At 65.4% G+C, this 25,365-nt stretch carries 22 protein-coding genes; 4 read left to right on the top strand and 18 right to left on the bottom strand.

The features are described from left to right. From N7650_RS23545 to N7650_RS23580, 8 genes are all read right to left on the bottom strand, one after another. On the bottom strand, positions 1 to 306 hold a 306-nt coding region (locus N7650_RS23545), incomplete at its 3' end, for an ATP-binding cassette domain-containing protein (RefSeq protein ID WP_279900240.1). 124 nt (positions 307 to 430) lie between these two features. Beyond that, entirely contained in the window at positions 431 to 1,207 is a 777-nt protein-coding gene (locus N7650_RS23550; RefSeq protein WP_009400915.1) for a MetQ/NlpA family ABC transporter substrate-binding protein, read from the bottom strand. 35 nt (positions 1,208 to 1,242) lie between these two features. Beyond that, a complete protein-coding gene (locus N7650_RS23555) occupies positions 1,243 to 1,908 on the bottom strand; it encodes a methionine ABC transporter permease (protein WP_009400913.1) in 666 nt (221 codons plus the stop codon). Continuing rightward, the gene (locus tag N7650_RS23560; RefSeq protein ID WP_279900241.1) at positions 1,905 to 3,278 is read right to left on the bottom strand and encodes an LLM class flavin-dependent oxidoreductase; all 1,374 of its coding nucleotides are present in this window, start codon (positions 3,276 to 3,278) and stop codon (positions 1,905 to 1,907) included. The genes N7650_RS23555 and N7650_RS23560 overlap by 4 nt, the downstream gene beginning before the upstream one ends. A 9-nt stretch (positions 3,279 to 3,287) precedes the next feature. Continuing rightward, on the bottom strand, positions 3,288 to 4,511 hold the full coding sequence (locus N7650_RS23565) for an SfnB family sulfur acquisition oxidoreductase (RefSeq protein ID WP_064304201.1): 1,224 nt from the start codon (positions 4,509 to 4,511) through the stop codon (positions 3,288 to 3,290). Between the two features lie 185 nt (positions 4,512 to 4,696). Beyond that, positions 4,697 to 4,930, bottom strand: a complete 234-nt coding sequence (locus N7650_RS23570; protein ID WP_009400910.1) for a PLD nuclease N-terminal domain-containing protein — start codon at positions 4,928 to 4,930, stop codon at positions 4,697 to 4,699. 117 nt (positions 4,931 to 5,047) lie between these two features. Further along, positions 5,048 to 5,341, bottom strand: coding sequence for a hypothetical protein (locus tag N7650_RS23575; protein ID WP_081263243.1), 294 nt, complete (start codon positions 5,339 to 5,341; stop codon positions 5,048 to 5,050). Between the two features lie 196 nt (positions 5,342 to 5,537). Further along, the gene (locus N7650_RS23580; RefSeq protein ID WP_279900245.1) at positions 5,538 to 5,708 is read right to left on the bottom strand and encodes a hypothetical protein; all 171 of its coding nucleotides are present in this window, start codon (positions 5,706 to 5,708) and stop codon (positions 5,538 to 5,540) included. A gap of 173 nt (positions 5,709 to 5,881) precedes the next feature. Here N7650_RS23580 and N7650_RS23585 point away from each other — a divergent pair, with 173 nt between their 5' ends. Continuing rightward, positions 5,882 to 6,496 (top strand): Yip1 family protein, encoded by a 615-nt coding sequence (locus N7650_RS23585; RefSeq protein WP_279900246.1) that lies wholly within the window; start codon positions 5,882 to 5,884, stop codon positions 6,494 to 6,496. Positions 6,497 to 6,687: 191 nt separating this feature from the next. Here N7650_RS23585 and N7650_RS23590 read toward each other — a convergent pair whose 3' ends face one another. From N7650_RS23590 to N7650_RS23610, 5 genes are all read right to left on the bottom strand, one after another. Then, positions 6,688 to 7,503: an energy transducer TonB gene (locus tag N7650_RS23590; RefSeq protein WP_347815657.1), complete on the bottom strand. Its 816-nt coding sequence runs from the start codon at positions 7,501 to 7,503 to the stop codon at positions 6,688 to 6,690. A 1-nt stretch (position 7,504) separates the two neighbouring features. Beyond that, positions 7,505 to 7,948 (bottom strand): ExbD/TolR family protein, encoded by a 444-nt coding sequence (locus tag N7650_RS23595; protein WP_064304198.1) that lies wholly within the window; start codon positions 7,946 to 7,948, stop codon positions 7,505 to 7,507. A 13-nt stretch (positions 7,949 to 7,961) separates the two neighbouring features. Next, positions 7,962 to 8,675 (bottom strand): protein TolQ, encoded by a 714-nt coding sequence (gene tolQ / locus N7650_RS23600; RefSeq protein ID WP_279900248.1) that lies wholly within the window; start codon positions 8,673 to 8,675, stop codon positions 7,962 to 7,964. Positions 8,676 to 8,754: 79 nt separating this feature from the next. Next, positions 8,755 to 10,659 (bottom strand): phytase, encoded by a 1,905-nt coding sequence (locus N7650_RS23605; protein ID WP_279900250.1) that lies wholly within the window; start codon positions 10,657 to 10,659, stop codon positions 8,755 to 8,757. 20 nt (positions 10,660 to 10,679) lie between these two features. Beyond that, positions 10,680 to 13,109 carry a TonB-dependent receptor gene (locus N7650_RS23610; protein WP_279900265.1) on the bottom strand — a complete coding sequence of 810 codons (2,430 nt, stop codon included), beginning with the start codon at positions 13,107 to 13,109 and terminating at the stop codon, positions 10,680 to 10,682. A 430-nt stretch (positions 13,110 to 13,539) separates the two neighbouring features. Between N7650_RS23610 and N7650_RS23615 the strand changes: the two genes are divergently transcribed. The 3 genes from N7650_RS23615 to N7650_RS23625 are packed head-to-tail and all read left to right on the top strand — an operon-like array spanning position 13,540 to position 16,931. Beyond that, positions 13,540 to 14,940: a metallophosphoesterase family protein gene (locus tag N7650_RS23615; RefSeq protein ID WP_279900251.1), complete on the top strand. Its 1,401-nt coding sequence runs from the start codon at positions 13,540 to 13,542 to the stop codon at positions 14,938 to 14,940. Between the two features lie 54 nt (positions 14,941 to 14,994). Continuing rightward, entirely contained in the window at positions 14,995 to 15,915 is a 921-nt protein-coding gene (locus N7650_RS23620; protein ID WP_279900253.1) for a GGDEF domain-containing protein, read from the top strand. Then, positions 15,912 to 16,931: an AraC family transcriptional regulator ligand-binding domain-containing protein gene (locus tag N7650_RS23625; protein ID WP_009400893.1), complete on the top strand. Its 1,020-nt coding sequence runs from the start codon at positions 15,912 to 15,914 to the stop codon at positions 16,929 to 16,931. Before N7650_RS23620 ends, N7650_RS23625 begins: the two co-directional genes overlap by 4 nt. A 109-nt stretch (positions 16,932 to 17,040) precedes the next feature. Here the strand turns inward: N7650_RS23625 and N7650_RS23630 are convergent, their stop codons facing one another. The 5 genes from N7650_RS23630 to N7650_RS23650 form a co-directional block, all read right to left on the bottom strand. Continuing rightward, positions 17,041 to 19,269 carry a TonB-dependent receptor gene (locus tag N7650_RS23630; protein ID WP_009400892.1) on the bottom strand — a complete coding sequence of 743 codons (2,229 nt, stop codon included), beginning with the start codon at positions 19,267 to 19,269 and terminating at the stop codon, positions 17,041 to 17,043. A 281-nt stretch (positions 19,270 to 19,550) separates the two neighbouring features. Beyond that, positions 19,551 to 20,297: an outer membrane beta-barrel protein gene (locus tag N7650_RS23635; RefSeq protein WP_009400890.1), complete on the bottom strand. Its 747-nt coding sequence runs from the start codon at positions 20,295 to 20,297 to the stop codon at positions 19,551 to 19,553. Positions 20,298 to 20,472: 175 nt separating this feature from the next. Next, positions 20,473 to 22,206 (bottom strand): acyl-CoA dehydrogenase, encoded by a 1,734-nt coding sequence (locus tag N7650_RS23640; protein WP_279900255.1) that lies wholly within the window; start codon positions 22,204 to 22,206, stop codon positions 20,473 to 20,475. Between the two features lie 12 nt (positions 22,207 to 22,218). Beyond that, positions 22,219 to 23,451, bottom strand: a complete 1,233-nt coding sequence (locus tag N7650_RS23645) for a thiolase family protein (protein WP_279900256.1) — start codon at positions 23,449 to 23,451, stop codon at positions 22,219 to 22,221. Then, a complete protein-coding gene (locus N7650_RS23650; protein ID WP_279900257.1) occupies positions 23,448 to 25,331 on the bottom strand; it encodes a feruloyl-CoA synthase in 1,884 nt (627 codons plus the stop codon). The genes N7650_RS23645 and N7650_RS23650 overlap by 4 nt, the downstream gene beginning before the upstream one ends. Positions 25,332 to 25,365 lie beyond the last annotated feature (34 nt).

A 25,365-nucleotide genomic window follows, 5' to 3' on the forward strand; every position in this document is an offset into this window, starting at 1 on the left:
GGACAGCAGGTTGAAGTGCTGGAAGATCATCGCGACCTGGCGGCGCAGCGGACGCAGTTCGGCGCTGCCCAGCCGGGCAATGTCCTGGCCGTTGATCAGGACCTGGCCGGCGCTGGGGGTTTCCAGGCGGTTGATCAGGCGCAGCAACGAGGACTTGCCGGCGCCGCTGCGGCCAATGATGCCGAAGATCTCGCCACGCTGGATATGCAGGTCGATATCGGCCAGGGCGGTAAGGTTGCCGTAGCGCTTGCCGATGCCCTGGAGGTGCAGATGGGTGGTGAGGGTTTCCGGGGGGAAGCTGGTCATGGGGCGGGTCCGGGATTGTTGTGTTGTTGCTGAGTGCCAATCGCTGGCAAGCCAGCTCCCACAAGGTCCCTGTGGGAGCTGGCTTGCCAGCGATGAGGCCCTCGAGGCAGATGAAGATCCAGGCTCAGAACCCCGGCGCGATCTGCCCCTTGTACCGGGTCAGGATGAACTGCCTGACCTCGGGCGTGTTCAACGCCTTGGCCAGCTTCTGGATGCCCGGGTCCTGGATATTGTCCGGCCGCGCGACCAGGTACTCGACGTACAGGTCCTTGCCCTTCTCGACGATCAGCGCACTGCTGGTGTCGATTCCGGCCTCCAGCGCGTAGTTGGCGAACACGAAGGCCAGGTCCACCTGGTTCACCGCTCGCGCCAGCAGCGCGCCTTCCAGTTCACGGATCTTCAGCTTCTTCGGGTTCTCGACGATATCGCGCTGGGTGGCCAGGGTGTTGCTCGGGTCCTTGAGCTTGATCAACCCGGCCTCGTGCAGCAGCACCAGGGCCCGACCGGTATTCACCGGGTCGTTGGGAATGGCGACGCTGGCGCCGTCGGGCAGGTCCTTGAGGTCCTTGATCCTGGTCGAGTAGGCACCGAAGGGCTCGATATGCACGCCCACCACCGGCACCAGGTCGGTGTGACGGGTCTTGTTGAAATCATCGAGGAACGGCCGGTACTGGTAGTAGTTGGCGTCGAGGTTCTTCTGCGCCAGTTGCAGGTTGGGCTGGATAAAGTCGGTGAACACCTTGATATCCAGGTCAACGCCTTCCTTGGCCAGCACCGGCTTGACGAATTCGAGAATCTCCGCGTGCGGCACCGGGGTGGCACCGACGGTGAGCCTTTCATTGGCATGTGCCGAGAAACTGATGAGTGCGGCGGCCAGGACCGCCAGGGACTGCTTGAACATGGTTCTGACTCCAATGGACTGTAAAAAAACGGGTTTCAACGTCGGGTAAAGTGCCGCACCAGGCGGTCGCCGCTCATCTGCAGGGCCTGCACCAGCAGGATCAGTAGCAGCACGGTGACCACCATCACATCGGTCTGGAACCGCTGGTAGCCGAAGCGGATCGCCAGGTCGCCCAGTCCGCCGCCACCGATCACCCCGGCCATGGCGGTGTAATCGACCAGGACAATGGCCGTCACCGTGACCGCCGCGATCAGTCCGGTGCGTGACTCCGGCAACAGGGTGTAGCGGATGATTTGCCAGGTGCTGCCGCCCATGGCCTGGCTGGCTTCCACCAGGCCGCGGTCGACCTCGCGCAGGGCGGTTTCCACCAGCCGCGCGAAGAACGGGGTGCAGCCCACCACCAGCGGCGGAATGGTGCCGCGCACGCCCAGCGAGGTACCGGTCAACAAGGTGGTGACCGGGATCAGCACGATCAGCAGGATGATGAAAGGCAGCGAGCGCAGCACGTTGACCACCAGCGACATCACCCGGTAAAGGCCGGGGCTGGCGAGCAACTGGCGCTGCCCAGTGAGGTACAGCAGCACACCCAGGGGCAGGCCCAGCAGCACGGTAAACCCCAGGGCAGCGGCCAGCATGCTCAGGGTTTCCAGGCTGGCCTGGCCGACTTCGCTCCAGTTCAGGTTGACCAGCAACTCGTTCATTGCCCGCGCTCCCGGCGCAATGCCGCTACGGGATGCGGCGCGCGCAGGCGGTCGCCCTGGCCGAACAGCTTGTGGCGCAAGGTGCCCTCGCTGTACTCACGCTTGAACAGACCACGGGCCTGCAACTCCGGCACCAGCAGGTCGACCACGGCGACAAAGGTTTCCGGGGCGACCACGCTGGCCAGGTTGAAGCCGTCCACGCCGGTTTCCTCGACCCATTCCTGCAACTGGTCGGCCACCGTCCGGGCCGAACCGACCAGCACCGGACCGTCGCCACCGATGGCGCAGTAGTCGGCGATTTCGGCGGTGGTCCAGGTGCGCGTCGGGTCGGCCCGGGTAAAGGCCTCGACCGCCGACTGGATGGCATCGCTGGGTACTTCCTTGAGGATCTGCTCTGGTGCGTAGCGGGAGAAATCGATCCCGGTCCAGCCCGACATCAGGGTCAGCGCCCCGGTCGCGCTGGCGTACTCGCGGTACTCGCGCAAGCGCGCCAGGGCCGCCTCGTCGGTCTCGGCGACGATCACCGTCAACTGTTCAAGGATGACGATATCCTCGGCCGCGCGTCCGGCAGCCACGGCTGCGGCACGGAAGTCGGCGACCTGCTTCTTCAGCACCGCCTTGCTCGGTGCTGCAACGAACACGCATTCGGCGTTGGCTGCGGCAAAGGCCCGGCCCCGGCTTGAAGCGCCGGCCTGGTAGAGTACCGGGGTACGCTGCGGCGACGGCTCGCTGAGGTGGAAGCCGGGAACCTTGAAGTAGGTGCCCTCATGTTCGATGCCGTGCACTTTCGCCGGATCGGCATACACCCCGCTGTCGCGGTCGGCGCGGACCGCGTCTTCCTCCCAACTGTTTTCCCACAGCTTGTAGCAAACCTGCAGGTATTCCTCGGCCAGGGCATAGCGCTGGTCATGGGACAGTTGTTCGCGCTGGCCAAGACTGCGCGCACCGCTGCTCAGGTAGGAGGTAACAATGTTCCAGCCCGCGCGGCCCTTGGTCAGGTGATCGAGGGTGGACATGCGCCGGGCGAAGGGAAACGGATGCTCGAAGGACACCGAGGCGGTCACCCCGAAGCCCAGGTGCTCGGTGGCCGCCGCCATGGCCGGGACCAGTTGCAGCGGATCGTTGACCGGCACCTGGGCGCCGCTGCTCAGGGCCGCGTCGGCATTGCCGCCGTAAACGTCATAGACCCCCAGTACATCGGCGATGAACAGACCATCGATGCATCCACGCTCCAGGGTCCTGGCCAGTTCCACCCAATAATGAATGTCGGTGTAGCGCCGCGACTGGTCGCGGGGATGGCGCCACAGGCCCGGGGACAGATGGCCGACGGTATTCATGGCGAAGGCATTGAGACGGATCTGCTTGCTCATGGCCGGCCCCTAGTTCCAGTCATGCCGCGCCGGCTTGATGCCGTTCAGCGCCCAGTTGCCGACCAGGTGATATTTCCAGCGCACCGGGTCATGCAGGGTATGCACCCGGGCATTGCGCCAGTGCCGGTCGAAGTTGTGCCGGGCCAGGGAGGATCGGGTGCCGCCCAGTTCGAACAGGCGGTTGGTCGCCTCGATGGCGGCTTCGGTGGTCAGCACCTTGGCCTTGGCAACGGCCACCGAAGCGGCGGCCACGTTGTCTTCGTCTGGAGCCGGCTTGGCCGCGTCGAGCACCCAGCCGGCGCGCTCGAGCAGGGCCTCGGCGGCTTCCTGGCGGATTTCCAGCGAGCCGACCTGGATGATGGTCAGCGGATCATCGCCGGCCTTTTCGACCCCGGCGTCCACCCAGGGCCGCGCATGCTCGCGAACGAAGGCGATGGTGTCGTCCAGTGCGGCGCGGCCGATACCTGCGTCGATGGCGGCGGTGGTCAGTTGGGCGAAAGGTCCGGCCAGGGTCGGCACTTCATAGGAGCGGTAGCTGGGAAACAGATTGAAGGCCGGGACGCGCAGGCCATCGGCGATGACGGTGCCGCTGGAGGTGGTGCGCTGGCCGATGCTGTCCCAGTCATCGACCACCACCAGGCCCGGCGTGCCGCGCTCGACGAAGGCCAGTTGCGCACGGTCCTGTTCGTCCAGGGCCAGCACGCCGATCCAGTGGGCGTAGAGCGAGCCGGTGCAGTAACCCTTGCGCCCGTCGATGCGATAGCCCTCGCCCTCTGCGACCAGGCGGGTGCGGATGTCGGTCACGGTCTTGCCGCCGGTCTCCGACAAGGCGTTGGCAAAGCGATGACCCTTGAGCACCAGGTCGAAGAAGAAGCGCTTCTGCTCCTCGGTGCCTTGCAGGCGGATGTCCTCCAGCAGGCAGTAGTGGTTCTGCGGGATCTGGCCGAGGGACGGGTCGGCGGCGGAAACGATGGCGATCACCCGGGCCAGCGTGGCGAAAGACACCTCGGCGCCCCCGTAGGCACGGGGCACGGTAATGCCCCACAGGCCGCTGTTGGAAAAGGCATCGACCACATCGGCCGGCACCCGGCGCTGGCGGTCGCGCTCGGCGGCACCTTCGCGCAGCAACGCGGCGATACGGTGGGCAACAGCGATCGCTTCGGCATCGTCGCGGATGATATGGGCGTCCGGTTGACGGATGTCGTAGTGGGCGGAAACGGCAGGTGTGGACATGGGAGGTTGAATCCTGGAATGCGATGACCAAGGGGCTATCGCACATCCCATGCCAACAGATAAAAACCTTTATTTTCAATGGCTTGAATTAGAAGCCCAACACTTCTACCGGCTGGTCGGCCAGCAAAATGTTGGGCTGCTGTTGCTGGGTGGACAGTTGGATGCAGATCAGTCGCTCACCCCGTTCAACCCTTGCTGTGCTCCGGCGAACTTGGCCCGGTACCGGCCTTGATCCCGCGTGGCCCCCAGATGCCCCAGACAATCAACCCGAGCACCGGGAACAACACGATACCGACGAACCAGGCCACCTTGACCCCGTCCGGCTTGTCGCTTCGGAAGATACTGACGATGGCCCAGAGGTCCACCAGGATGATGATGACCGCAACAGCGATCCAGAAATAGCTGACCGGATCCGACATGATGATTCTCCTGAAACAGGGCTGTTTCAAAGTTGGGTCATCACCGGCGGATCCGGGTTCAAATTTTATTGCGCAGCAGTCAGTCGATTAACTGTTGCGCTAACTAATGACGCCCCTTCAAACAGCCGCGGCCATCCCCATGCCGACCGAAACACCGGCCAGGTGCCGCGCGCGTGCCGCGCCCCAATTCATCGCCCGGGTCATGGTTTCACCCGGGCGGGAATCGTAGATTTCCTCGACCAGCAGTGCGCCGGCCGCAGAATAGACGCCTATGAACAGCTGGGTTGCGCCTACCCGGGACAGGCGCACCTGCACATCGACGGTCTCGCCGCCTTCCAGCACTTCTTCATGGGATCGGCTCATCAAAGGTGCTTCGGCCCAGGCCCAATAATGCTTTCCGCGATATTTCATGACCACACTCCTGTGCCCGTTTTTAATTTAAGTACCCTGCTGAGCCTAACGCCCAGAATTGTTTCCGCCAACAAGCCCGGTCATTATTCGTGAATAACTGACGACCGGTTAACAGTTACTGCCACAGCGAACAATTCAGCAACTCCTTTGAACTTTCGTGGCATATCGAAATAACCATTTCAATCAATAAAACCTTTTAACCCGAGGATTTTCCAGGGGCACCGCTGTGGCTTTTCGCATGTTCCTGCGCGGTGGAATCGCGATTGCCATGTCCGGGTTCATCTGGCCGGCGGGCGTCGTTATCCCGTTCCACTTCGCCGGGCATCTGCTGGTCGGGTGCGGCGCCGGTGTGCTTGCTGTTGGCCATGGTTGTTCTCCGTCGATGAGCGATGCAGGAACCGACCGCTGCGCTTGGCGAAAAGATCCCCGGACACGACCACCGGCACGCTGACGACCATTCGGCGCCCGAAGCGGACAAAAAAGGAACACCGCAAACCTGCGTCGTTTCCAGATGTTCATCGCGTACAGGAGATCGCTCCGATGAAAGCTCACCTGGTCAAACTGCTCACCCACCCGGACTACGCCTGGGTCGACATCCGCAGCGAAGAAGAACGGCAGCCGCGTCAGTACCTCCCGCACTTGCTGCTCTGGGCGCTGCTCCCGGCGATCTGCCTGTTCATCGGGGTCACCTGGACCGGCTGGAGCCTGGCCGAAGGCGACCGGGTACGGGTGAGTGTCGCCAGCGGACTGCAACTCGGGGTGCTGTTGTACCTTACCATGCTCCTCGGCACCCTGATCATGGGCGGCTTCATCCGCTGGATGTCGCGAACCTTCGAAGCGCGGCCAACCCTGAACCAATGCATCGGCTTCGTCGCGTACACCACCACGCCCTACTTCCTGGCCGGTATTACCGGGCTCTATCCCAGCCGCTGGCTGGCGGTGGCCGCGCTGATCGTGGCCGGAGCCTATGCCACCTACCTGCTGTTCGTGGGCCTGCCGAAGTTCATGCGGTTGAACCAGGACAAGGGGTTCCTCTATGCGGCTTCCGTATGGGGCGTCGGCTTGCTGGTGCTGGTGACCATCCTGGTGAGCATGATCCTGTTCTGGTTCAACACCTTGCAGCCTGAGTACCTGCGACCTGCGACCTTGCCTTGAGGCCCTCATCGCTGGCAAGCCAGCTCCCACAAGTCCTGTAGGAGCTGGCTTGCCAGCGATGAGCATGGGTATCTACACATCTCGGCCGATGGCGGGCGCGGTTCAGGTAGGAGCGTGGCTTGCCCCATCATCCGAGCCTGGGCGAGAGATGTTAGATACCCATGCAGCGATGAGGCCATCAGCAACACCCTCTATCGTGAGCCTTGTTCGATGCTGTAGTGGAAGGTGTTCTTGATCCCGGGCACTTCCACCGCCTTACCATCCACGATCCTCGGCTGGTACCGAAAGCTCCGCGCCGCCTGCAACGACGGCTGGGCAAACCACGGATGACAACCCTCCACCACCTGTGGATCACGCACCCGCCCTTGGGTATCGACGGTATAGCTCACCGTGCAATCCCCCTGGATGCCCTTGTCCAGCGCCCGTTGCGGATAGTCCGGAGCCTTCTTGGTGATCGGCAGGTACTGCTTGCTCGCCGCCGCTGCGGCACGGGCACGCTCGTCCGCCGCCCGGCGCTCGGCAGCCAGGCGCTGCTCAGCCAGCCGCGCCTCGGCTGCTTCCCGCGCCAATTGTTCCTGTCGCTGCTGCTCCTGCCGTTGACGGCTTTCTTCCCGTTGACGACTCTCTTCACGCTGGCGCTTCTGCTCCGCCACCCGCTCCTGCTGCTCGCGCTTGAACGCCAGCTCCGCCTCGCTCGACACCACCGGCGCCGGGGCTTTCACCCTTTCCGGCGGTGCAGGCTCGACCGCCGCCGGCGCAGGCGCAGGCGGCTCAGGTGCAACCACAGGCTCGACGACCGGCTCAGGCACCGCCACGCTGACCAACTGCGTAGTGATCACCGGTACCACCGGAGCCGGCAAGCGCGGGGTGTAGCCATGCCCGAGCAAGGCCACCGCCAACACCACATGCAGAGCCACCGCCACCCCGGCGGCCCCGGCATTGACGCGCCATTGCGGCAGCGTGACGAAAGGCCCCGCAGCGGGCAGCGGCAGACTCATCGCATTCATCTCAAGGCTCCTCGGTAATCAGGCCCAGGTTGCTCACCCCGCCGCGCTGCAACTCGGCGATCCCGGCAACCACCCGCCCGTAGTCGGCGCCCTGGTCGGCACGCACATAGACCTGGGTGTCACCGCGCTCGGCAATGATCCGCCCGACCTTGTCGCGCATCTCTTCGAGGCTGACCGCGCTATCGCTTTGCCCGTCGAGCTTGAGGTCCGGCCCGACATTCCAGTAGAAGCCGCCATCGACCTTCACCGACAGGGTCAGCACCTGCCGCTCGCTGTCGGCGGGCATGGCCCGGGCGGCGACCTTGGGCAGTTCGAGCTTGACGCCCTGCACCAGCATCGGCGCGGTGACCATGAAGATCACCAGCAGCACCAGCATTACGTCGATGTAGGGCACCACGTTCATTTCCGCCTTCACGGCGTGCTTGCGCTGGGGTTTGAGCAACATCGGAAACTCCTTCTCAGGCCACTGCGGCCATGCTCGGGGTGCAATGCAGACGCTTGTGCAGGCGTGCCAGCAGTTCATTGGCGAAGGCGTACTGGCGGGCACTGAGCATCTGCCCGCGGGCGCTGAAGCGGTTGTAGGCCATGACCGCCGGGATCGCCGCGAACAGGCCGATAGCCGTGGCGATCAGCGCTTCGGCGATGCCCGGGGCCACGGTGTTGAGGGTCGCCTGCTGGACCTGGGACAGGCCGAGGAAGGCATTCATGATGCCCCACACGGTGCCGAACAGGCCGATATAAGGGCTGACCGAACCCACGGTGGCGAGAAAGGCCAGGCCCTTGTCGAGGCGCTCGTCCTGCTCGGCGAGGGATACCTGGAGGCTGCGCTCGACGCCTTCGAGCACGGCGCCGTGTTCGATCTGCGGCTGGCGCTGCAACTGGGCGAAGGCCTGGTAACCGTCGACGAACAGGCGTTGCAACGGCGTCTGGTCATCGCCTTCGGCAGTGTTCGCCTGGCTCTCGCGGTACAACTGGGCCAGGTCGCCGCTGGCGCGGAATCGCTGGAGGAAACCGTCCGAGGCCTTTTCGCTGCGGCCCAGGCTCCAGCCACGCTGGACGATCAGGTACCAGCTCAGCAGCGAGGCCAATACCAGACAGGCCATTACTGCCTGCACCACCAGGCTGGCGTCGCTGACCAGGCCCCAGATGCTCATGGGTTCGCTTGCGTGCATGTTCTTGCTCCTTGGCCCCGCGCCAGGCGGGGCGTCGTGTAATTGGATGACACCGGTATTGCCGGCTGATGACAGCGGCTCAATCGAGCTGCAGCGCTTCCACTACCTGGCTCCAGGCAATCGCCTTGAAGTTCTGCCGCCCTTCGGGCATGCGCTTGCGGCCGTCCTGCACCACCAGCAGGCCCTGGCTCCACGGCCCACCGAGGTTGGCCGAGGTCACTTCCAGGCCGTCGGTCTGCGAAGCACCGTCGATACCGCGCTCGGCATTCAGGCCGATGGCGAAGGCACCACGCAGGCGATACGGCGCTGCGGCCTCGACCACTACGTAGCGGTCGTTGCCCTGGCTGGAGATCACCAGGTAGTCGCGCTTCTGGCCGTGATAGAAGGCCAGGCCTTCGATATCCGCCTTGATCGCGCCGCCCACGGCGATGACTTTTTCAAGCGTGGTGGGGGCGTCGGCGCGGGCATCCAGGGTCCAGACCGCCTTGTCTTCCTCGCCGATGAACAGGCGCTGGCCACGGTCGTCGGCCACGCAGCCTTCCGGCTGGGTCGCGGTGGCGAAGCGGCGCACCAGCTCGCCCTGGACCTGGCCTTGCGCCGCACCGAGGCGGTATTGCAAAAAGCTGCCGTCCTTGTCGTTGACGATGGCGTGGATCGCTCCGCCGGCGTCCTTGAACAGGCACAGGCCGTAGATGTCCTTGAGCGGGGTGGAAACCTCGCCCAACGGGCTGACTTCGCCGGTTCGCGGCTCGATGGCGAACAGCTGCAGGCTGTTGTGATCACGGTTGCTGGCCACCGCCAGGTCCACCGTGCGCTCGCCGAGCCTGAAGCCGTTGCGCACATCGACGTTGTTGAGCCGGCCGGCGCGCAGGTCCTGCAACTGCTTGCCGGCGAGGTCGTAGACCAGCAGCCCGCCCTTCTTGTCGGTGCCGAGGATCCGGCTCTGCTGCGGGTTGGCGGCATTGACCCAGATCGCCGGATCGTCCGCCGCATCGCCGAAGCTCGGCACCGGCTCGGTCTGCATGCGGGCCGGCAAGACCGGGACCGGCGCGGCGACCTTGGCCAGCGGCAGGTCCCAATCGAGCCGGGCGCGACGCTGGCCTTCGTCATCGACGATCAGCAGGTCCAGGCCCTTGGCGTCGCGGCGCACGCTGAGTTGCTCGGGTTCCTTGAGAGCGGCCAGCGGCAGGCTCGCCTCGGCTTTCCAACCGGCGCCGGTCTGGCGGTACAGGTGCAGGTTTCCGGCCAGCGGGTCGAGGGCCAGCAGGCCGCCGGGCACCACGGCCATGCCGGCGGCACGTTTGGCGATGGCGCCGAACGGCGCGCGCAGGTCCACCGGGCGCCGTTGCAGCGGCGCCTCGGCCGCCGCGCCATAGCGCCACCAACCCACGTTCTGTTCATCGACGAACAGGCTGTCGCCGCTATCGTCGCCCTGGCAGTGCTCGCTCAGCGGCGGCAGGCTCAGGCCACGAACGCGACGGGCTTCGCTCAACGGCTGATCCGCGGTTGCCACCAGCCACTGCTCGCCCACGCCCTCCGCGCCCATCAGGAAGACGAAGCTGTTGCGCGCGCTGTCGCGATACAGGCACAGGCCCTCGACGGGAAAATCGCGCTTGGGCAGGTACAGCGGCGTGCTCCAGCCGGTGTCCCTGTGCAGTTGCACCAGCAAAGCCTGCTGGCGCTTGGTATCGACGCTGGCGACCAGCAACGCGTGCTGGCCGCTGCGCAGGTCGAGGCCCTTGTAGCGGCCATCCAGCTGGCTAAGCACCTGGCCATCGGCCTTGAGCAGTTGCAGGCCATGCTTGCCGGCGACCACACGGTCGGCACCGGGCCAGAAGCCGTCGCTGGCCAACAGTCGGGCATTCTCGACACTGCCGGGCAGGCGCTCGCCGAGGGTCAGGAGCGGCGCTGCAGCCACGGCCTGGGACAGCGCCAGGTACAGCAGCAGGCCGCCGGCGAAGGTGAAAGGTCTTGCATTGAACATGTTCGGGTCTCGGCTGGCGGTCAGAAGTGGGTCAGGGTCAGGCCGACCTTGTAGGTCGGGCCGTATTCCTCGTACTGCGAGTTGAAGCGCGAGCGCCCGGTGTAGGTGTAGTAGGACTCGTCGGTGATGTTCTGCGCCTCGAAGGTGAGCTGCAGATTCGGGGTGAGGAAGTAACCGGCCTTGAAGTCGACGAACAGCTGGTCGTCCGAGTACAGGTCGTGGGCCTTGTCGTCCACCGCGGCGACTTCCGCCAGGTATTTCGACTTGTAATTGGCCGCCAGGCGCAGGCTGAGCTTGTCGTCTTCCCAGCCCAGGGTCAGGTTGCCGACGGTGTCGGACTGGTTCGGCAAGTCGATGCGCCGGGTCAGGCCCTGGCCTTCGATGTCCGCGCGGGACTTGCTCAGGGTCAGGTTGCCGCCCAGCAGCAAACCGTTCCAGGGCGCCGGCAGCCAGTCGAGTTTCTGCGAGTAGGCCAGTTCCAGGCCGTACAGCTTGGCGCTGCTGCCGTTGGCATAGGTCTTGGCCTCGTCGAAGTCGACCCACTCGCCGGTCCCGGCCAGGTCGGTGTTGTAGACGAAATTGTCGATGTCCTTGTAGAACAGGAAGGCCGAGACGGTGCCGGCACGTCCCATGTAGTGCTCGATGCCGAGGTCGAGGTTCATCGATTCCAGCGGCTTGAGGTTCGGGTTGCCGAAGCTGGCCTCGCCTTCGCTGTCGTCGATCATGAAGCCCGGCGCCAGCTGGCCGAAGGTCGGGCGCACCACGGTGTTGGTCCAGGCCGCACGCAGTTGGGTCTGCGGGGTGAACTGGTAGCGTGCATGCAAGCCCGGGAGCCAGTGGTCGTAGCGCTTGCGGCTTTCGTTGGGGCTGTAGACGCCATCGCGCAGGCCGGTGCCCTTGGCCTCGAATTCGGTGCCCTCGTAGCGCACCCCGCCGATCAGGCGCCAGGCGTCGATATCGACGGTGTTCATCAGGTAGGCGGCGTTGATGTCTTCGCGCATGCTGAAGTCGTTGATCCGCGACTCTTCCTCGTCGTAGAAGGCATCGCGGTCCATGCCGCCGATCAGGCCCTTGATCGCCCCGGCGCTGATGCCGTTGCCGAAGTTCCCAAGGGCGTAATCGACCTTGCCGCTCTGGTAGCCCGCCAGGGTCACGTCGTCGAAATCGTCATAGACCCAGACGTCGGTGTCGGCGCGTTTGTCGCGGCGGCTGGCCTTGGCGCCGAACTTCACTTGGGAGGCATTGCCGGCCAGGTCGTAGTCACGGGCCAGATCCAGGCGCACGTTCTTTTCCTCGTCGGTGGAGTTGGCTTTTTCCCATTCCACCTTGTCCAGGGTGAAGGCGTCCGCGTCGTAGAAGTCAGCGCCCGTGCCCAGGCGTGGTTTGCGCGTGCCATCGAAGCCGATGCCGCTGAAGTCGCCTTCGAACCTGGCATTGGCGATACCGCCCGGGTCGTTCTCGCTGGACCGGCTGAAGCCGGCTTGGCCGCTGAGGGTCCAGGCATCGATCAGGCGTTCACCGCCGAATACATAGGACTGGATTTCCTGGGTGTCCTCGCGGGACTTCAGGGCGCGCCAGCCCTCGCCGTCACCGCGCTCGCCGGAGGCTTGCGGATCTTCGAACTCGACCCCGGCGGCGTTGCGGGTCTCGGTGTCCTTGAAGCGGCTGTAGAGGGTGCGCAGGTAGTAGCTGGAGACATCGTCCGGACGATAGTCGAAGTTCAGCCCGGCGCCGGTGCGTTCGCGACGGATGCTGTAATCGCGCTGCTCGGCCTCTTCCAGGCGCGCCTGGTCGCCATCGAAGTCCCAGGCGCCGCCGGTCTCGACGTTGTCCGAACCGAAATCGCGCTGCTGCCAACTGAACGCTGCGGCCACCCCGAAGTTATCGATACCGTCGCCGAGGCTGAATTTGTTGCTGAAGGCGCCGGAGAATTTCGGGCTGGTCTGGCTGGTGTTCTCGTCATGGCTGGCTTCGCCGCTGGCGGTATAGAACAGGCCCGGATGATCGAAGGCCGAAAGGCTTTCCACCTCGATCGTACCGCCGAGGGAGTTGGCGTCCATGTCCGGGGTCAGCGACTTGACCACCGACAGCGACTGCACCAGTTCGGTGGGCAGAACGTCCAGGGCCACGGCGCGACGGTCGGCTTCCGGGGCCGGCAGCAGGGTGCCGTTGATGGTCACGCTGTTCAGGTCCGGGCCGATGCCACGCACGCTGACGAAACGCCCTTCGCCCTGGTCGCGCTCGACCGACAGGCCGGGAATCCGCTGCAGGGCTTCGGCGGCGTTATCGTCGGGCAACTGGCCGACAGCGTCGGCGTGGACCACGCTGCGAATGCTGTCCGAGGCCTTCTGCTCCTTCAGCGCCTGGTCCAGGCTCGCGGCCTGGCCGACAACGTTGACGTGCTCCACCTTGTCTTCGGCAAAGGCCGGCAGGCTGGCGGCGATGGCCATGCCGAGCAGGCTGATCTTGAATCTGACGATTGCCACGTTATTGCTCCCCTGAAGTCGGTCCGCCACACCGGGGCGGAAACTGAGGGGCACGCTAGGGCGGGTGTGTGGCAGATCTGTGACAGGAATGTCCAGGGCGGCCGGATCGGGGCATTTTCGGGTGGTTTTCGTGGGGAATTGGCCTGATATGACCCCCTTTGGTGCTCTGTTGACTGGACTGGACTCATCGCTGGCAAGCCAGCTCCCACAGGTTCAGCGGTGCATGCGCCCCCTGTGGGAGCTGGCTTGCCAGCGATGAGGCCCTTGAGAACACTGGAATAACCACCATTTTTTTCACATCTCCCAGCGTCCAAATAGACCCCCCACCCTGTAACCCAAGCGTCATTTGCCTTTGTTTCCTTGGCCGCCAGAACCCACCGATCAAGGATCCTCCATGTACCGCCCGAGCCTGCTGGCCCTCGCCCTCGCCGCCTGCATCGGCAGCGCCACCGCCGCCGAACCCCTGCCCCATTCCCCTGGCGCGCCCTATGCCGCCATGGGCCTGGCCGACCGCATTGTCCTGACTCCCGGGGCCAATCCCGCCCGGGAAATGGCCGTGACCTTCCGTACCGACAGTCGCCAGACCAGCAGCCAACTGCAACTGGCGCCGGCGCTGGACGGCCCGCAACTGGAAAAACGCGCCACCCTGGTCGAAGGCAGCAGCCAACCGCTGGACACGGAAAACGGTGCGGCCCGGTATCACCAGGTACGTCTCACCGGCCTGCAACCGGACACCCCCTATGTGTACCGGGTCAAGGGCGCCGAAGGCTGGAGCGAATGGCTGCAGTTGCGTACCGCCGCCCAGGGCTTCAAGCCCTTCCGCTTCATCTACCTGGGCGACACCCAGAACGACATTCTCTCCATTGCCTCGCGCAGCGTGCGCCAGGCCCTGCACGCCACCGCCAGCCCGGCGCTGGTGGTCCATGCGGGCGATCTCACCTCGCAGCGCGACGACCTGGTGCACGACGACGAATGGGGCGAATGGAACCAGGCCGGCGGCTTCCACTACGCCGCAGTGCCGCAAGTGGTCGCCGCCGGCAACCACGAATACCTGGACAGCCTCAACCCCGATGGCAGCGAAGGCCGCGTGCTCGGCCCGCACTGGGCGAAACAGTTCGCCCTGCCGGGTAACGGGGTGAAGGGACTGGAAAGCACCACCTATTTCATCGATTACCAGGGTGTGCGCTTCATCGTCCTCGACGGCACGGCCGCTCTCGACCTGAGCACCCTCGACCGGCAGAGCCAGTGGCTTGAACAGCGCCTGAAGGAAAGCCAGGCACGCTGGAAGATCGTAGTCACCCACCAGCCGCTGTTCACCTGCGCTCGCCCGGAAGACACCGGGCCGCTGAAGGCGGCGTGGAAACCGCTGTTCGAGCGCTACAAGGTGGACCTGGTGCTGCAGGGGCACGATCACTGCTACAGCCGCCTTAGCAATGAAAACGGGCGTGCCGCAGCGAAGAAGGCGCGCTCCGCCGGCAAGGTCCAGGGCCCGGTGTACCTGGTTTCGGTGGCCGGCTCGAAGATGTACGGCCTCAACGACCGCGCCCGCCGGCAGCCGGACCGCAGCGCCGAGGACACCCAGCTGTACCAGACCGTCGAGGTGCTGCCGACGCGCCTTGAAGTGCGCAGCTTCACTGCCAGCGGCACGCTCTACGACGCCTTCGACCTGAACCGCGACAAGCAGGGCCGCAATCGCCTGAGCGAGCCGGCCGGGAAACTGCCCGTCGAACGCTTCTGCAGCGGTGAAGCAGGCCCGGGCCAGTTGCCCTGCACATCACGCAGCAAATCCTTGTAACACTCCTGTGACCCAGATCGGGCACGCTGGACGGACCCGGTGCGGAGACCTTCGATGAAATCACTGCTCAAGCTGCACACCCTGACCTTTGTCGGCCTGGCCGTCGCCGCCAACCTGGGCTTGCAGGTGTACCTTGCCTTCGGCGAAGTCAAGCCGTGGGCGCAGATCAACAGGATGGACGTGATCGGCGAAGGCGGCTCGGGGCTGATATGGCTGGTCTGGCTGGTAATGCTGATGCGCAGCCGCCCCGCTGGCCGGGTCAGCCGCCTGCTCGCGGTGGGCATGGCCTGCGTGTGTTTTTCCTGGTGGATGGATGTGCTCGACGAGTTTATCCGCCTGGCCCCGGACGCGGTCTGGGACAACTGGCTGGAAACCGCGCCGATGCCGGTGGGTCTGCTCCTGGTGACCTTCGGCATCTATCACCTGCACAAGGAGCAGCAGGCGATCAACGCGCAGATGAGCAAGCGCGAGGGGTTGTTCCGCGAGCACCTGCTGTTCGACAAGCTTACCCCGCTGGGCGGCGCCCAGTACCTGCGCCAGCACGTGCAACTGGCCCTGGAGCAGGCCGAACGCGCGCAGCAGCCATTGTCGCTGGTGGTGCTGGACATCGATGATTTCAGCGCGGTGAACCTGGTGCATGGCGAGGCCGAGGGCGATCACCTGTTGCAGATGCTGGCCCAGTTGCTGGTGCTCAACCTGCGCCAGCAGGACGTGCTCTGCCGCCTGGCCGGCGACCGCTTCGTCGTGGTCATGCCCAACACCGGCGAAACCCAGGCCCGCTGGCTGGCGCAGGAGCTGCAACAGGCGGTCGCCGGCTTCGCCTACAAGACCTTGCGCCACGGCGAGCGCCTGCAACTGCGCGCCAGCGTGGCTGCAGCCATGGCCTACGACGACGATGTGGAAAGCCTGCTCAGGCGGGTCAATCTCGGCATCGCCAAGGCCAGGCGGCAAGCACCGCAGCGGGGCGCGGCATGAGCGGCTACGAGCGCGACCAGCGATTTATCGTCGGTCACTACCAGCCTGCCACCCTGATCGACCTGGCACTGTCCAGGGGCATCGACAGCCATCGTCTGCTGCGCGGCTGCGAGGTGTTCTACGAGGACCTCAGCCGAGGCACCACGCGTTTCAGCCAGCAGCAGTTCCTGACCCTGATCGACAACGCCCGGCGCCTGCTGGATGCTGATGACAGCGCCTTCCTGTTCGGCCAGCGCCTGCTGCCCGGGCACTACGGCGAGGCCAGCCAGACCCTGCTGCATGCCCGAGACCTGTACCAGGCGCTGGAACACCTCTGCGAATTCCATGCGCTGCTCAGCCCGTTGCTGACACCACGGTTGATGCTCGAAGAGCATTACCTGCACCTCTACTGGCAGGACGCGTGTGGCGCTGGCAACCAGGCGCAGTTTCTAGGCGAGGCCTGTCTCAGCGCGGTATTGGCGATGAGCCGGCGGCTGGTGGGCGAGCATCTGCCGTGGCGTATCCAGTGCGCCTGGAGCCAGCCGCGGCATATCGAGCAGTACTGGGTGTATCTCGGTGAGGAGGTGCGCTTCGATGCGCAGATCACCCTGCTCTCCTTGCCACGGCAGCATATCCACCGACCGCTGCCCAATGCGGCGGCCACGCCGGGGCTGGTGGCGCGACAGGCGTGCCTCGAGCAGCTGGCCGCGCTGGGCGGTGGTTCGAGCTTCCTCGACCTGTTGTTCGATCACCTGCACGCGCATATCCACGAGCCGATCAATCTCGACCGCGTAGCGGCCGCCTTCGGCATCAGTCCCACCACCTTCAAGCGCAAGCTGAGCAAGCATGGCACCCACTTCCAGCAGCAACTCGACCTGGTTCGAAGGCACGTGGCGTTGTACCTGTACCAGATGAAGGGGTACACCAACGAAGAGGTGTGCAACTACCTGCGGTTCAGTGATACGACCAATTTCCGCAGGTCGTTCAAGAGGTGGACCGGGTTGACGCCGAGCGGGTTGGCCCGGTGGTTTGGATGATGTGGGTGCTGAGGGCCCTATCGCTGGCAAGCCAGCTCCCACAGGTTCTGCGTGCGCCGCGGACACTGTGGGAGCTGGCTTGCCAGCGATGAGGCCAGTACAGACACCATCAGAAGTGGGTAGTCACCGACACCCCATAAGTCCTGCGATCCCCTCGCGCATCCCAGGCGATATCGAACGGCAGCGGCACGCTGTCGGTCTTGTAGCGCTTGTCGGTGAGGTTGTTCACATAAGCGCTCAGGTCCAGGTCCTGCTTGCCGGCGAAGTGATAGGTCAGGCTGGCATTGCCCAGCGTGTACCCGCCCTGCGACACGCTATGGTCCTCCTGGGCGGTCGGCAGGAAGTAGATGCGGCTCTGGTAGCGCCAGCTGTTGTCCAGGGTCACGGCATCACCGCCTTCCAGCGGGATCCGGTAGCTCGCCCCCACCGACAGGGTCCGCTCCGGCGAGCGGGCAATGCGGTTGCCCGAGTAGTCCGGACCGCCCGGCGAGGAGAAGTCCTTCAGTTCGGTATGCAGCAGGCCCAGCGAGCCGCGCAGTTGCAGGTTCTGCAACGGCAGTGCCTGCAGTTCGAATTCGGCCCCGCGAATCACCCCCGCACCGCTGTTGGTCAGCAGCGACACCACCTGCCCGTTGCTCACCGAGACGGTGTTCACCTGGATATCGGCATAGTCGTAATAGAAGACGTTGGCGTTGGCGATCAGGCGCTCGTCGAACCATTCGCTCTTGATCCCCAGTTCGTAGGCATCGACGTTCTCCGGCGCCACCACCGACGTCTCCGCCTGCACCGTAGCGCCGCCATTGAAGCCGCCGGAGCGGAAGCCCTTGGCATAACGGAAGTACACCCGGGCGTTGTCATTGAGCTGGTACTCGGGGGTGAAGTCGTAGGTCAGCTTGTTCCAGGTGCGTTTCTCGTCCTGGGTGGCGACCGTGGCCAGGGTACCGGTGTAGGTCTTCCACCACCGGTTGCTGCTGGCGAAGGACACGTCCGCAGCATCCGGCGAAGCGACCCGATTTAGGTCGATGTCCTTGGTCTCGCGGGTCCAGCGCAAGCCCAGGGTGAAACTCAGATCATCGCTGGCCTGCCAGGTGCTGCTGCCGAACAGCGCGTAGCTGGTGGTGCTTTGGTCGAGGTCGGTGCGGCCATAGCTGGCAACACCGAAAGGCGCATTGTAGGCGGTGGGCAGGATCGCGCTGCTGCTGGTGCTGTCGAGGCTTTCGTGGAACAGGTGGGTGCCGACGATCCAGCTCACAGGCTGGTTCCTGGCCGAGGACAGACGCAGTTCCTGGGACACCTGGCGCCAGTGATCGTCACCCCAGGAGCGGCCGAACTCGTAGATGCCCATGTTCGGACCTTGGGCCTTTTCCTGGATGTCGTCGAAGGCGGTGATCGAATCCAGGGCCAGCTCGCCAAGGTCCCAGTGCAGGTTGAGCTGCACGCCGTTGTGCTCGATGCGGTCCTCGCCCTTGCCGGTGAAGGCGGCTTCATCGTCCTTGAGCGCAGGCGCCGGGCCGAACAGCGTGGTGCCGCCAGGGCCAGCGCCCCAGGCACGGGTGGCGATACCCTGGCCCTTGTAGTCGCGGGAACGGATCTGCAGGGTGGCATCGAGGTCGTCGCTCAGGCGGGCGAGGATCTGCGCGCGCACCGCCTGGTCATGCACGTCGCCGACGGTGTGGCCATCGACGATGTTCTTCAACTGGCCGTCCTTGCTTTGGTCGACGAAGGCCACCCGGGCGGCCAGGCGATCATCGACGAGCGTGCCGCCATAGGCCCCCTCGTACAGGCGCGAATCATAATTCCCGGCATCGAGCTTGAAGTAGCCGTTGCCCTCTTCGAACTGCGGCTTGCGCGAGACGAAGTTGATCGCCCCGCCCGTGGTGTTCTTGCCCCACAGGGTGCCCTGGGGCCCGCGCAGGATTTCCACCCGTTCCAGGTCGTAGAGCGGACCGCCGGTGGCGATATGCGGGCTGATATAGGTGTCATCGACATAGATGCCCACCGGGTAAACGGTGGTCGAGGCCATATCGCCGGAGCCCATGCCGCGGATGTACCAGCGTGGCCGCTGGTTGCCGGCGAACTCGGGAGCGATGGCGTTGGGCACATCCTGCAGGGCCTTGCCGGCGGTAAAGCCGCCACCGGTCTGTTCGATGCTCTTGCCGGACACCGCGGAAACCGCAGCGGCGACGTCCTGCAACGATTCTTCGCGCTTCTGCGCGGTGACGGTCACGGTGGGCAGGGCATCGGGCTTGTCGGTGTCATCAGCCAGGGCGGCGTGGATGGGTAGCAAGGTCGTGGCGATCAACAGCGCCAGGGGCTGGCGGCGCAAAGGGAGGGTCATGGGCAGCTCTCTGATTACGGACTGGCTGCACCATGGCAATGCCCGTGCCAGAGGCTGGGGGGCTTGTGAATCAAGGGCTGTGGCGGGGATGGGGATTTGACTGCTTTGTCAGGAACAGTGACTCAGCAGTGGATTGCTGCTTCTCGAACAAACACCTCGGACCCTGTGGGAGCTGGCTTGCCAGCGATAGGGCCCCACTGGCAACACAGTTGTCCGGTCTGGCCTCATCGCTGCGGTGCGGCGATCCGACAAGCCAGCTCCCACAGGGATTTGCTACTGCATCAGAACGCCAGACCCACCTTCACGCCAAACTCGTCACGCTTGAGCTTGGTGTTGTCGGCCACTGCCGAATCCTCGTCCAGCTTGTATTCGGTACGGGTGTAGTAGGCACCGACCTGGATCGGCATGCCGCCCTGCTGGTTCATCAGCAGGCTGACTTCGGCGTAGGGGTTGGTGCGGTCCTTCAGGTCGACGCTATCGCTGCCGAAATCCTCGACCTTCAGGCGCGCACGGCCATCGATGGTGTGGCGGGCACCGACTTCGACGCGCAGGGTCGAGGCATCGAACTGGTGGTTGTAGCCCAGTGCAGCCTTGGCGAATGGCGATTTGACGGTGAGCTTGGTGTCGATGTCGTTGATGTCCGGCTCGAAGCGCGACCAACCGTAGCCGCCACCCACGCTGACATCGACGAAGTTGCGCGCATCCAGCGCGGCACGCCAGCCGAGGTCGAGGTCGGCCTGGGCTTCCTTGAGCTTGTTGTCGTTCTTCTTGCCGTACTTGGCCTCGGCACCGATCTGGTAGATGAAACCGGATTCGGCGGTGAGTTTGTTGCCGAAGGTGGCGAATACTCCGCCCTGGCCCATATGGCTGTCGTCGGATTCGCTGCCGCCTTCGAACTTGAACTTGTCGTAGCTGCCCGTCAGACCGAGGGTAAACAGCGGGTCGGTGCTCGGCGCGGCGACGGCAGCCAGGGGAGCCCCCAGCAGGGCCAGGATGCAGGTCGGGGCGAGCAGGTTACGGGTACGCATTGGTGAAGCCTCCATGACGGTAAACGTATTAACGAATGCAGGGCTTCGAGGGCATGGTCTGTAGGAAAGTTCGAAATAAAGTGAAATTTTTGTGAAATCTCTCGGGCCTCATCGCTGGCAAGCCAGCTCCCACAGTGTCCGCTGTGGGAGCTGGCTTGCCAGCGATGAGGCCGGATCAGCCAATGAAGGGCAATGGCGCCCGCGCCGCCCGCACAGCCGCCATCTGCCGATCGAACTCCGGCAACAGATAATCGAAGCAGAACCCGGCACTCTCCAGCTTCTCCCGCCGCAGCGGCTGCGCCAGCCCCTCGGCACAGCGGGCGCTTCTGGCCCAGGCAAAGGCCAGCAGGCTGATCGAACACAGTTGCAGGAAGTCCCCCGCGGCCCGGTACGGATATTCGCTATCCCCGGCACTGAACGCCTGCAGCTCCGGCAGCAATCCTTCCAGCCCGTCGCACACCTCGCCCAGCGCATCGGCGTACACCGAGCCGCTCGCCTGCGCTTCCGCGCGCAGCTCGGCGAGCAGCAGGCCGAAGCCCTCGCCCCCATCGCCGAGCACCTTGCGCAGCAGCAGGTCGTTGGCCTGAATCTCGTTGCTGCCTTCGTAGATCATGGCTATGCGGCTGTCGCGCAGGGTCTGTTCGATGGGGAACTCCGCCGTGTAGCCGTACCCGCCGAACACCTGCAACGCCTTGCTCACCAGCTCGAATCCCTGGCTGGTGAAGCTGGCCTTGACGATAGGCGTGAGCAACGCTCCGAGGGTCTCGGCCTTGTCACGCTGCGCCGGGTCAGCCGCTTCGGCGGCGATATCCAGCCAATGCGCGGCCCAGTAGCAGATGGCGCGCATGCCTTCGGTACGCACCCGCAGTTCCAGAAGAATCCGGCGCATGGCCGGGTGCAGGTGGATCGGGTCGGCCAGTGCCGGCGCGACGCCCTCGGGATGCCTGGGGGCGCGCATCTGTCGTCGCTCCAGGGCGTAGTCCCGGGCCACTTGCCAGGCCGCTTCGGCATGTCCCAGCCCCTGCAAGCCAACATGCAGGCGCGCCGAGTTCATCATCACGAACATCGCCGCCAGCCCGCCGTGGGGCCGGCCCACCAGCCAGCCGCGAGCGCCTTCGAAACGCAAGGCACAAGTGGCGCTGCCGCGAATGCCGAGCTTGTGTTCCAGGCCATCGCAATGCACGCCGTTGCGCTCGCCGCCGTCCAGCCATTTCGGCACCAGCAGCAGCGACACGCCCCTGCTGCCGGCAGGTGCATCCGGCAAGCGGGCGAGGACCAGATGAAGGATGTCGTGGCTCAGGTCATGCTCGCCACCGGAGATGAACAGCTTGTTGCCACTGACTGCATAGCTGCCGTCGTCCAGCGGCTCGGCGCGACAGCGCAGCAGACCGACATCGCTGCCGGCCTGGGGCTCGGTCAGGCACATGGTGGGCAAGGTCTCGCCGCTGACGATGCCGGGCAGATAACGCGCCTGCAATTCGGGCGAAGCGTGGGTCTTCAGGCACAGATAGGCGCCATGGGAGATCCCGGTGTACATGGCCCAGGCATGGTTGCTGGCGTAGAGCATTTCCAGCAGCGCCGCATCCAGTACCTGGGGCAGGCCCTGGCCGCCCTGCTCCACCGCGCAGGCCAGCGCCGGCCAGCCGCCTTCGACATAGGCGCGGTAAGCCGCCGGGAAACCCTCCGGGGTGATGACTTCGCCATCCACCAGCCGGCAGCCCTGGCGATCACCCGGGGTGTTCAGCGGAGCGAGGACCTGGCTGGCGAAGCGCGCCGCCTCTTCCAGCACCTGCCCGGCAAGGTCGAGATCGACCTCGGCGAACGCCGGCATTTCCCGCCAGTCGCGGTCGGCGCGCAGCCAATGTTGCAGCACGAATTGCATATCGCCCAAGGGCGCCCGGTAGGCCATGGGTTACCTCGTTCAAGCAGCGAATTGGGGGTTTTCGATCAACAGCGCCATGCCCTGGCCGCCGCCAATGCAGGCCGCGGCGATGCCATAGCGCAGGTTGCCTTCGCGCAACTGGCGAGCGAGGGTCTGCACCAGGCGCAGGCCGGTGGCCGCCAGCGGATGGCCGAGGGCGATGGAACCGCCATGGACGTTCAGGCGCTCGGGGTCCAGCTCCAGCGCACGGGCCACCGCCAGCACCTGTGCCGCCTGTGCCTCGTTGATCTCGAAGCGGTCGATCTGCTCCAGGCGCAAGCCGCTGCGCTCCAGCAGCAGGCGGATCGCCGGGGCCGGACCGATGCCCATGGTCCGGGGCGGCACGCCGACGGCCGTGGCCATCAACAGCCGGGCCAAGGGTGGCCGCTCGCAGGCCGAGTAACGGCAGACCAGCGCCGCCGCTGCACCATCGACCACCGCGCAACTGTTGCCGGCGGTCTGTACGCCGCCCCCGTGGATGGCCCGCAGCCGGGCCAGCGCGGTGGCATCGGTAGTACGGGGATGGCTGTCACGAACGACTTCGCTGACGCCCCGGGGCAGTTCGATCCCCCGTGGCAGGCAATCGTCCGCTTCGAAGACTGCACTGCGTACGGCGGCGATTTCCTCGTCGAACCACCCGGCCGCCTGGGCGGACAGGGCCCGCTGATGGCTGCGCAAGGCCCAGGCATCCACCGCTTCCCGGTCCAGCCCGTATTCCCGGGCCAGGTTCTCGGCGGTACCGATCATGTCGACGCCCGCCGCCGGGTCGTACAGTGCCTCCCAGAGAAAATCCCTGAACCCGACCGGCGCCCCCAGGCGGAAGCCACCGCGGTGCTCGTACGCCGCAATCGGGTTGCGCGACATCGACTCCGCGCCTACGCACAGCACCCGCTGCACGCCGTCACGCAACTGCTCGCCGGCCTGGCGCAGCAATTCCAGCCCCGTGCCGCAGATCCGCTGTACCGCCAGCGCCGGCACCGCCTGCGCCACGCCGCTGTACAGGCCGATATGCCGGGGCAGCATGTACGCATCGAAACTGGCCTGGGCCATGCTGCCGGCCAGCACGCTGTCGACGCTGCCCGGGGCGACCGCCGCCCGTTCCAGCACCGCCCTGCCCGCATGGATGCCCAGGTCGATGGGCGACACGCCGGCCAGCGCACCACCGAGGTCGACCCACGGCGTACGCGCCATCTCGACGATCGCCACATCGTCGAAGCGGCTGCACAGGCTCATGGTTTTTCTCCGGCGCGCAGTATGCCCGGTGCCTCGCCGCGATACAGCGCCTCGACCTGGGCAGCGCGCCGTTGCAGCACGGCGCGCTGGTTGATCGAGCCCTTATCGGTGATCTCGCCCTGGTCGATCGAAGGTGCTTCGTCCTGCAGGGCCAGCCATTCCAGGCGGCTGGCATTGCCCTGGGCATCGCGGTTCAGGCGCTCCAGCCAGTCGGCGAACCAGGCGCGCACCGCGGCGCTGGCCAGCACCTCGGCGTCACTGGCCTGCCCATCCAGGCCCGCCAGTTGCCGGCATTCGGGCAGGCGCGGGAAGACCAGGATGCCCAGGCATTCCCGATCCGGCGCCGCCACCACGATGTCCTGCACATAGGGCGAGCCCTCCAGCACCGCGCGGTTGCGCAGCGGCCCGACGCTGACGAAGACCCCGGACGAAAGCTTGAAATCCTCGGCGATGCGGCCATCGAACATCAGGCCGAGCTGGCTCTGCTGCGGGTCGGCGAGCTTGATCGCGTCGCCCGAGCAATAGAAACCTTCGTCGTCGAACACTTCGGCGGTCTGCTGCGCTGCGCGCCAGTAGCCGGGCATGATGTGCGGACCGCGGAAACGGCCTTCGAGCTTGTCGCCCACCGGCACCAGCTTGACCTCGCACCCCGGCGCCGGCAGGCCGATATAGCCGGCCATGGACAGCGGCCCGGTGGTGAAGGTGCAGGACGGCGCCGCCTCGGTCATGCCCAGCCCGGCCATCATGCGGATGCGTTCGCCGCAGTGTTGCTCGGCGATGCGGTCGAGCCGGTCCCAGATACTTTGCGACAGCCCCGCCGCGGCGAAGAAGAACAGCTTGATGCGGGCAAAGAACACCTCGCGCAGCCCGGCGTCCTGTTCCAGCGCCTTGACCAGCTCTTCCCAGCCCTTGGGCACGGTGAGGTAAGCCGTGGGCGAAATCTCGCGCAGGTTGCGCAGGGTCTCGGCGAAGCCCTGGGGCGTCGGCTTGCCGGCATCGAGGTAGAAGCTGCCGCCGTTGTACAGGACGATGCCGAGGTTATGGCTGCCGCCGAAGGTGTGGTTCCACGGCAGCCAGTCCACCAGCACCGGCGGCTCCTCGGCGAACACCGGGAAGGTCTGCAGCAGCATCTGCTGGTTGGCACAGAGCATGCGCTGGGTGGTGATCACCGCCTTGGGCAGCTTGGTCGAGCCGGAGGTGAAGAGGAACTTGGCGATGGTGTCGGGGCCGGTGGCGGCAAAGGCAGCATCGGCCCTGTCCAGGTCGGTGGGCTCCAGCAGCGAAGCGAAATCGATCGTCTGACGCCCTTCGACGACGCCGCGCACGCTGATCACCGCCACCGAGGGCTCCAGCACCGCGTCGATGCCACGCTGGAACGGCAGGCTATCGCTGACGAAGACCACGCCCGGGGTGAGCACCTCGCAGACATGCCGCAGCTTGGCGAAATCCTGCGACAGCAAGGCGTAGGCCGGCGACACCGGGCAATAGGGAATGCCCGCGTACATGGCGCCGAGGGCGATCTGCAGATGCTCGATGTCATTGCCGGACAACAGCGCCAGCGGGCGCTCGGCGCTCAGGCCCAGGTCGAGCAGGTGAGCGGCGATGGTCCGCACCTGCCGGAGCATCGCGGCGTAACTGATCTCGCGCCAGGCACCGCCGTTTTCGCGGGCGGCGATAAAAGTCTGCCCGGGGCGTACTTCGGCCCAGTATTCCAGGCGTTCGAGCAGGCGCGCAGGCAGCGGCGCCAAAGGCTCCAGCGCACGCATGCGCAGGATGCCCCCGACATCACTGACTTCAACCTCGGGATGACCGATGGACACCTGCCGATAGCGCGGAGGTTGGGCACGGTCGGTCGGCCGTGGACTGGCTTCGGAATTCACGCAGGTTGCTCCTTGTTCTTGTTGTCTGTCGTGC

This window comes from Pseudomonas sp. GD04058 (genome assembly GCF_029836855.1).
Taxonomy (GTDB): Bacteria; Pseudomonadota; Gammaproteobacteria; order Pseudomonadales; family Pseudomonadaceae; genus Aquipseudomonas; species Aquipseudomonas bharatica.

Excerpts from the sequence above, each read along its gene's own strand:
- N7650_RS23640 (WP_279900255.1), bottom strand. The coding sequence starts at position 22,206 with ATGGCCTACCGGGCGCCCTTGGGCGATATGCAATTCGTGCTGCAACAT.
- N7650_RS23590 (WP_347815657.1), bottom strand. The coding sequence starts at position 7,503 with ATGAATGCGATGAGTCTGCCGCTGCCCGCTGCGGGGCCTTTCGTCACG.
- N7650_RS23605 (WP_279900250.1), bottom strand. The coding sequence starts at position 10,659 with ATGTTCAATGCAAGACCTTTCACCTTCGCCGGCGGCCTGCTGCTGTAC.
- tolQ (WP_279900248.1), bottom strand. The coding sequence starts at position 8,675 with ATGCACGCAAGCGAACCCATGAGCATCTGGGGCCTGGTCAGCGACGCC.
- N7650_RS23565 (WP_064304201.1), bottom strand. The coding sequence starts at position 4,511 with ATGTCCACACCTGCCGTTTCCGCCCACTACGACATCCGTCAACCGGAC.
- N7650_RS23620 (WP_279900253.1), top strand. The coding sequence starts at position 14,995 with ATGAAATCACTGCTCAAGCTGCACACCCTGACCTTTGTCGGCCTGGCC.
- N7650_RS23635 (WP_009400890.1), bottom strand. The coding sequence starts at position 20,297 with ATGCGTACCCGTAACCTGCTCGCCCCGACCTGCATCCTGGCCCTGCTG.
- N7650_RS23630 (WP_009400892.1), bottom strand. The coding sequence starts at position 19,269 with ATGACCCTCCCTTTGCGCCGCCAGCCCCTGGCGCTGTTGATCGCCACG.
- N7650_RS23595 (WP_064304198.1), bottom strand. The coding sequence starts at position 7,948 with ATGTTGCTCAAACCCCAGCGCAAGCACGCCGTGAAGGCGGAAATGAAC.
- N7650_RS23580 (WP_279900245.1), bottom strand. The coding sequence starts at position 5,708 with ATGGCCAACAGCAAGCACACCGGCGCCGCACCCGACCAGCAGATGCCC.
- N7650_RS23570 (WP_009400910.1), bottom strand. The coding sequence starts at position 4,930 with ATGTCGGATCCGGTCAGCTATTTCTGGATCGCTGTTGCGGTCATCATC.
- N7650_RS23645 (WP_279900256.1), bottom strand. The coding sequence starts at position 23,451 with ATGAGCCTGTGCAGCCGCTTCGACGATGTGGCGATCGTCGAGATGGCG.
- N7650_RS23560 (WP_279900241.1), bottom strand. The coding sequence starts at position 3,278 with ATGAGCAAGCAGATCCGTCTCAATGCCTTCGCCATGAATACCGTCGGC.
- N7650_RS23550 (WP_009400915.1), bottom strand. The coding sequence starts at position 1,207 with ATGTTCAAGCAGTCCCTGGCGGTCCTGGCCGCCGCACTCATCAGTTTC.
- N7650_RS23625 (WP_009400893.1), top strand. The coding sequence starts at position 15,912 with ATGAGCGGCTACGAGCGCGACCAGCGATTTATCGTCGGTCACTACCAG.
- N7650_RS23615 (WP_279900251.1), top strand. The coding sequence starts at position 13,540 with ATGTACCGCCCGAGCCTGCTGGCCCTCGCCCTCGCCGCCTGCATCGGC.
- N7650_RS23555 (WP_009400913.1), bottom strand. The coding sequence starts at position 1,908 with ATGAACGAGTTGCTGGTCAACCTGAACTGGAGCGAAGTCGGCCAGGCC.
- N7650_RS23575 (WP_081263243.1), bottom strand. The coding sequence starts at position 5,341 with ATGAAATATCGCGGAAAGCATTATTGGGCCTGGGCCGAAGCACCTTTG.
- N7650_RS23610 (WP_279900265.1), bottom strand. The coding sequence starts at position 13,109 with ATGGCCATCGCCGCCAGCCTGCCGGCCTTTGCCGAAGACAAGGTGGAG.
- N7650_RS23585 (WP_279900246.1), top strand. The coding sequence starts at position 5,882 with ATGAAAGCTCACCTGGTCAAACTGCTCACCCACCCGGACTACGCCTGG.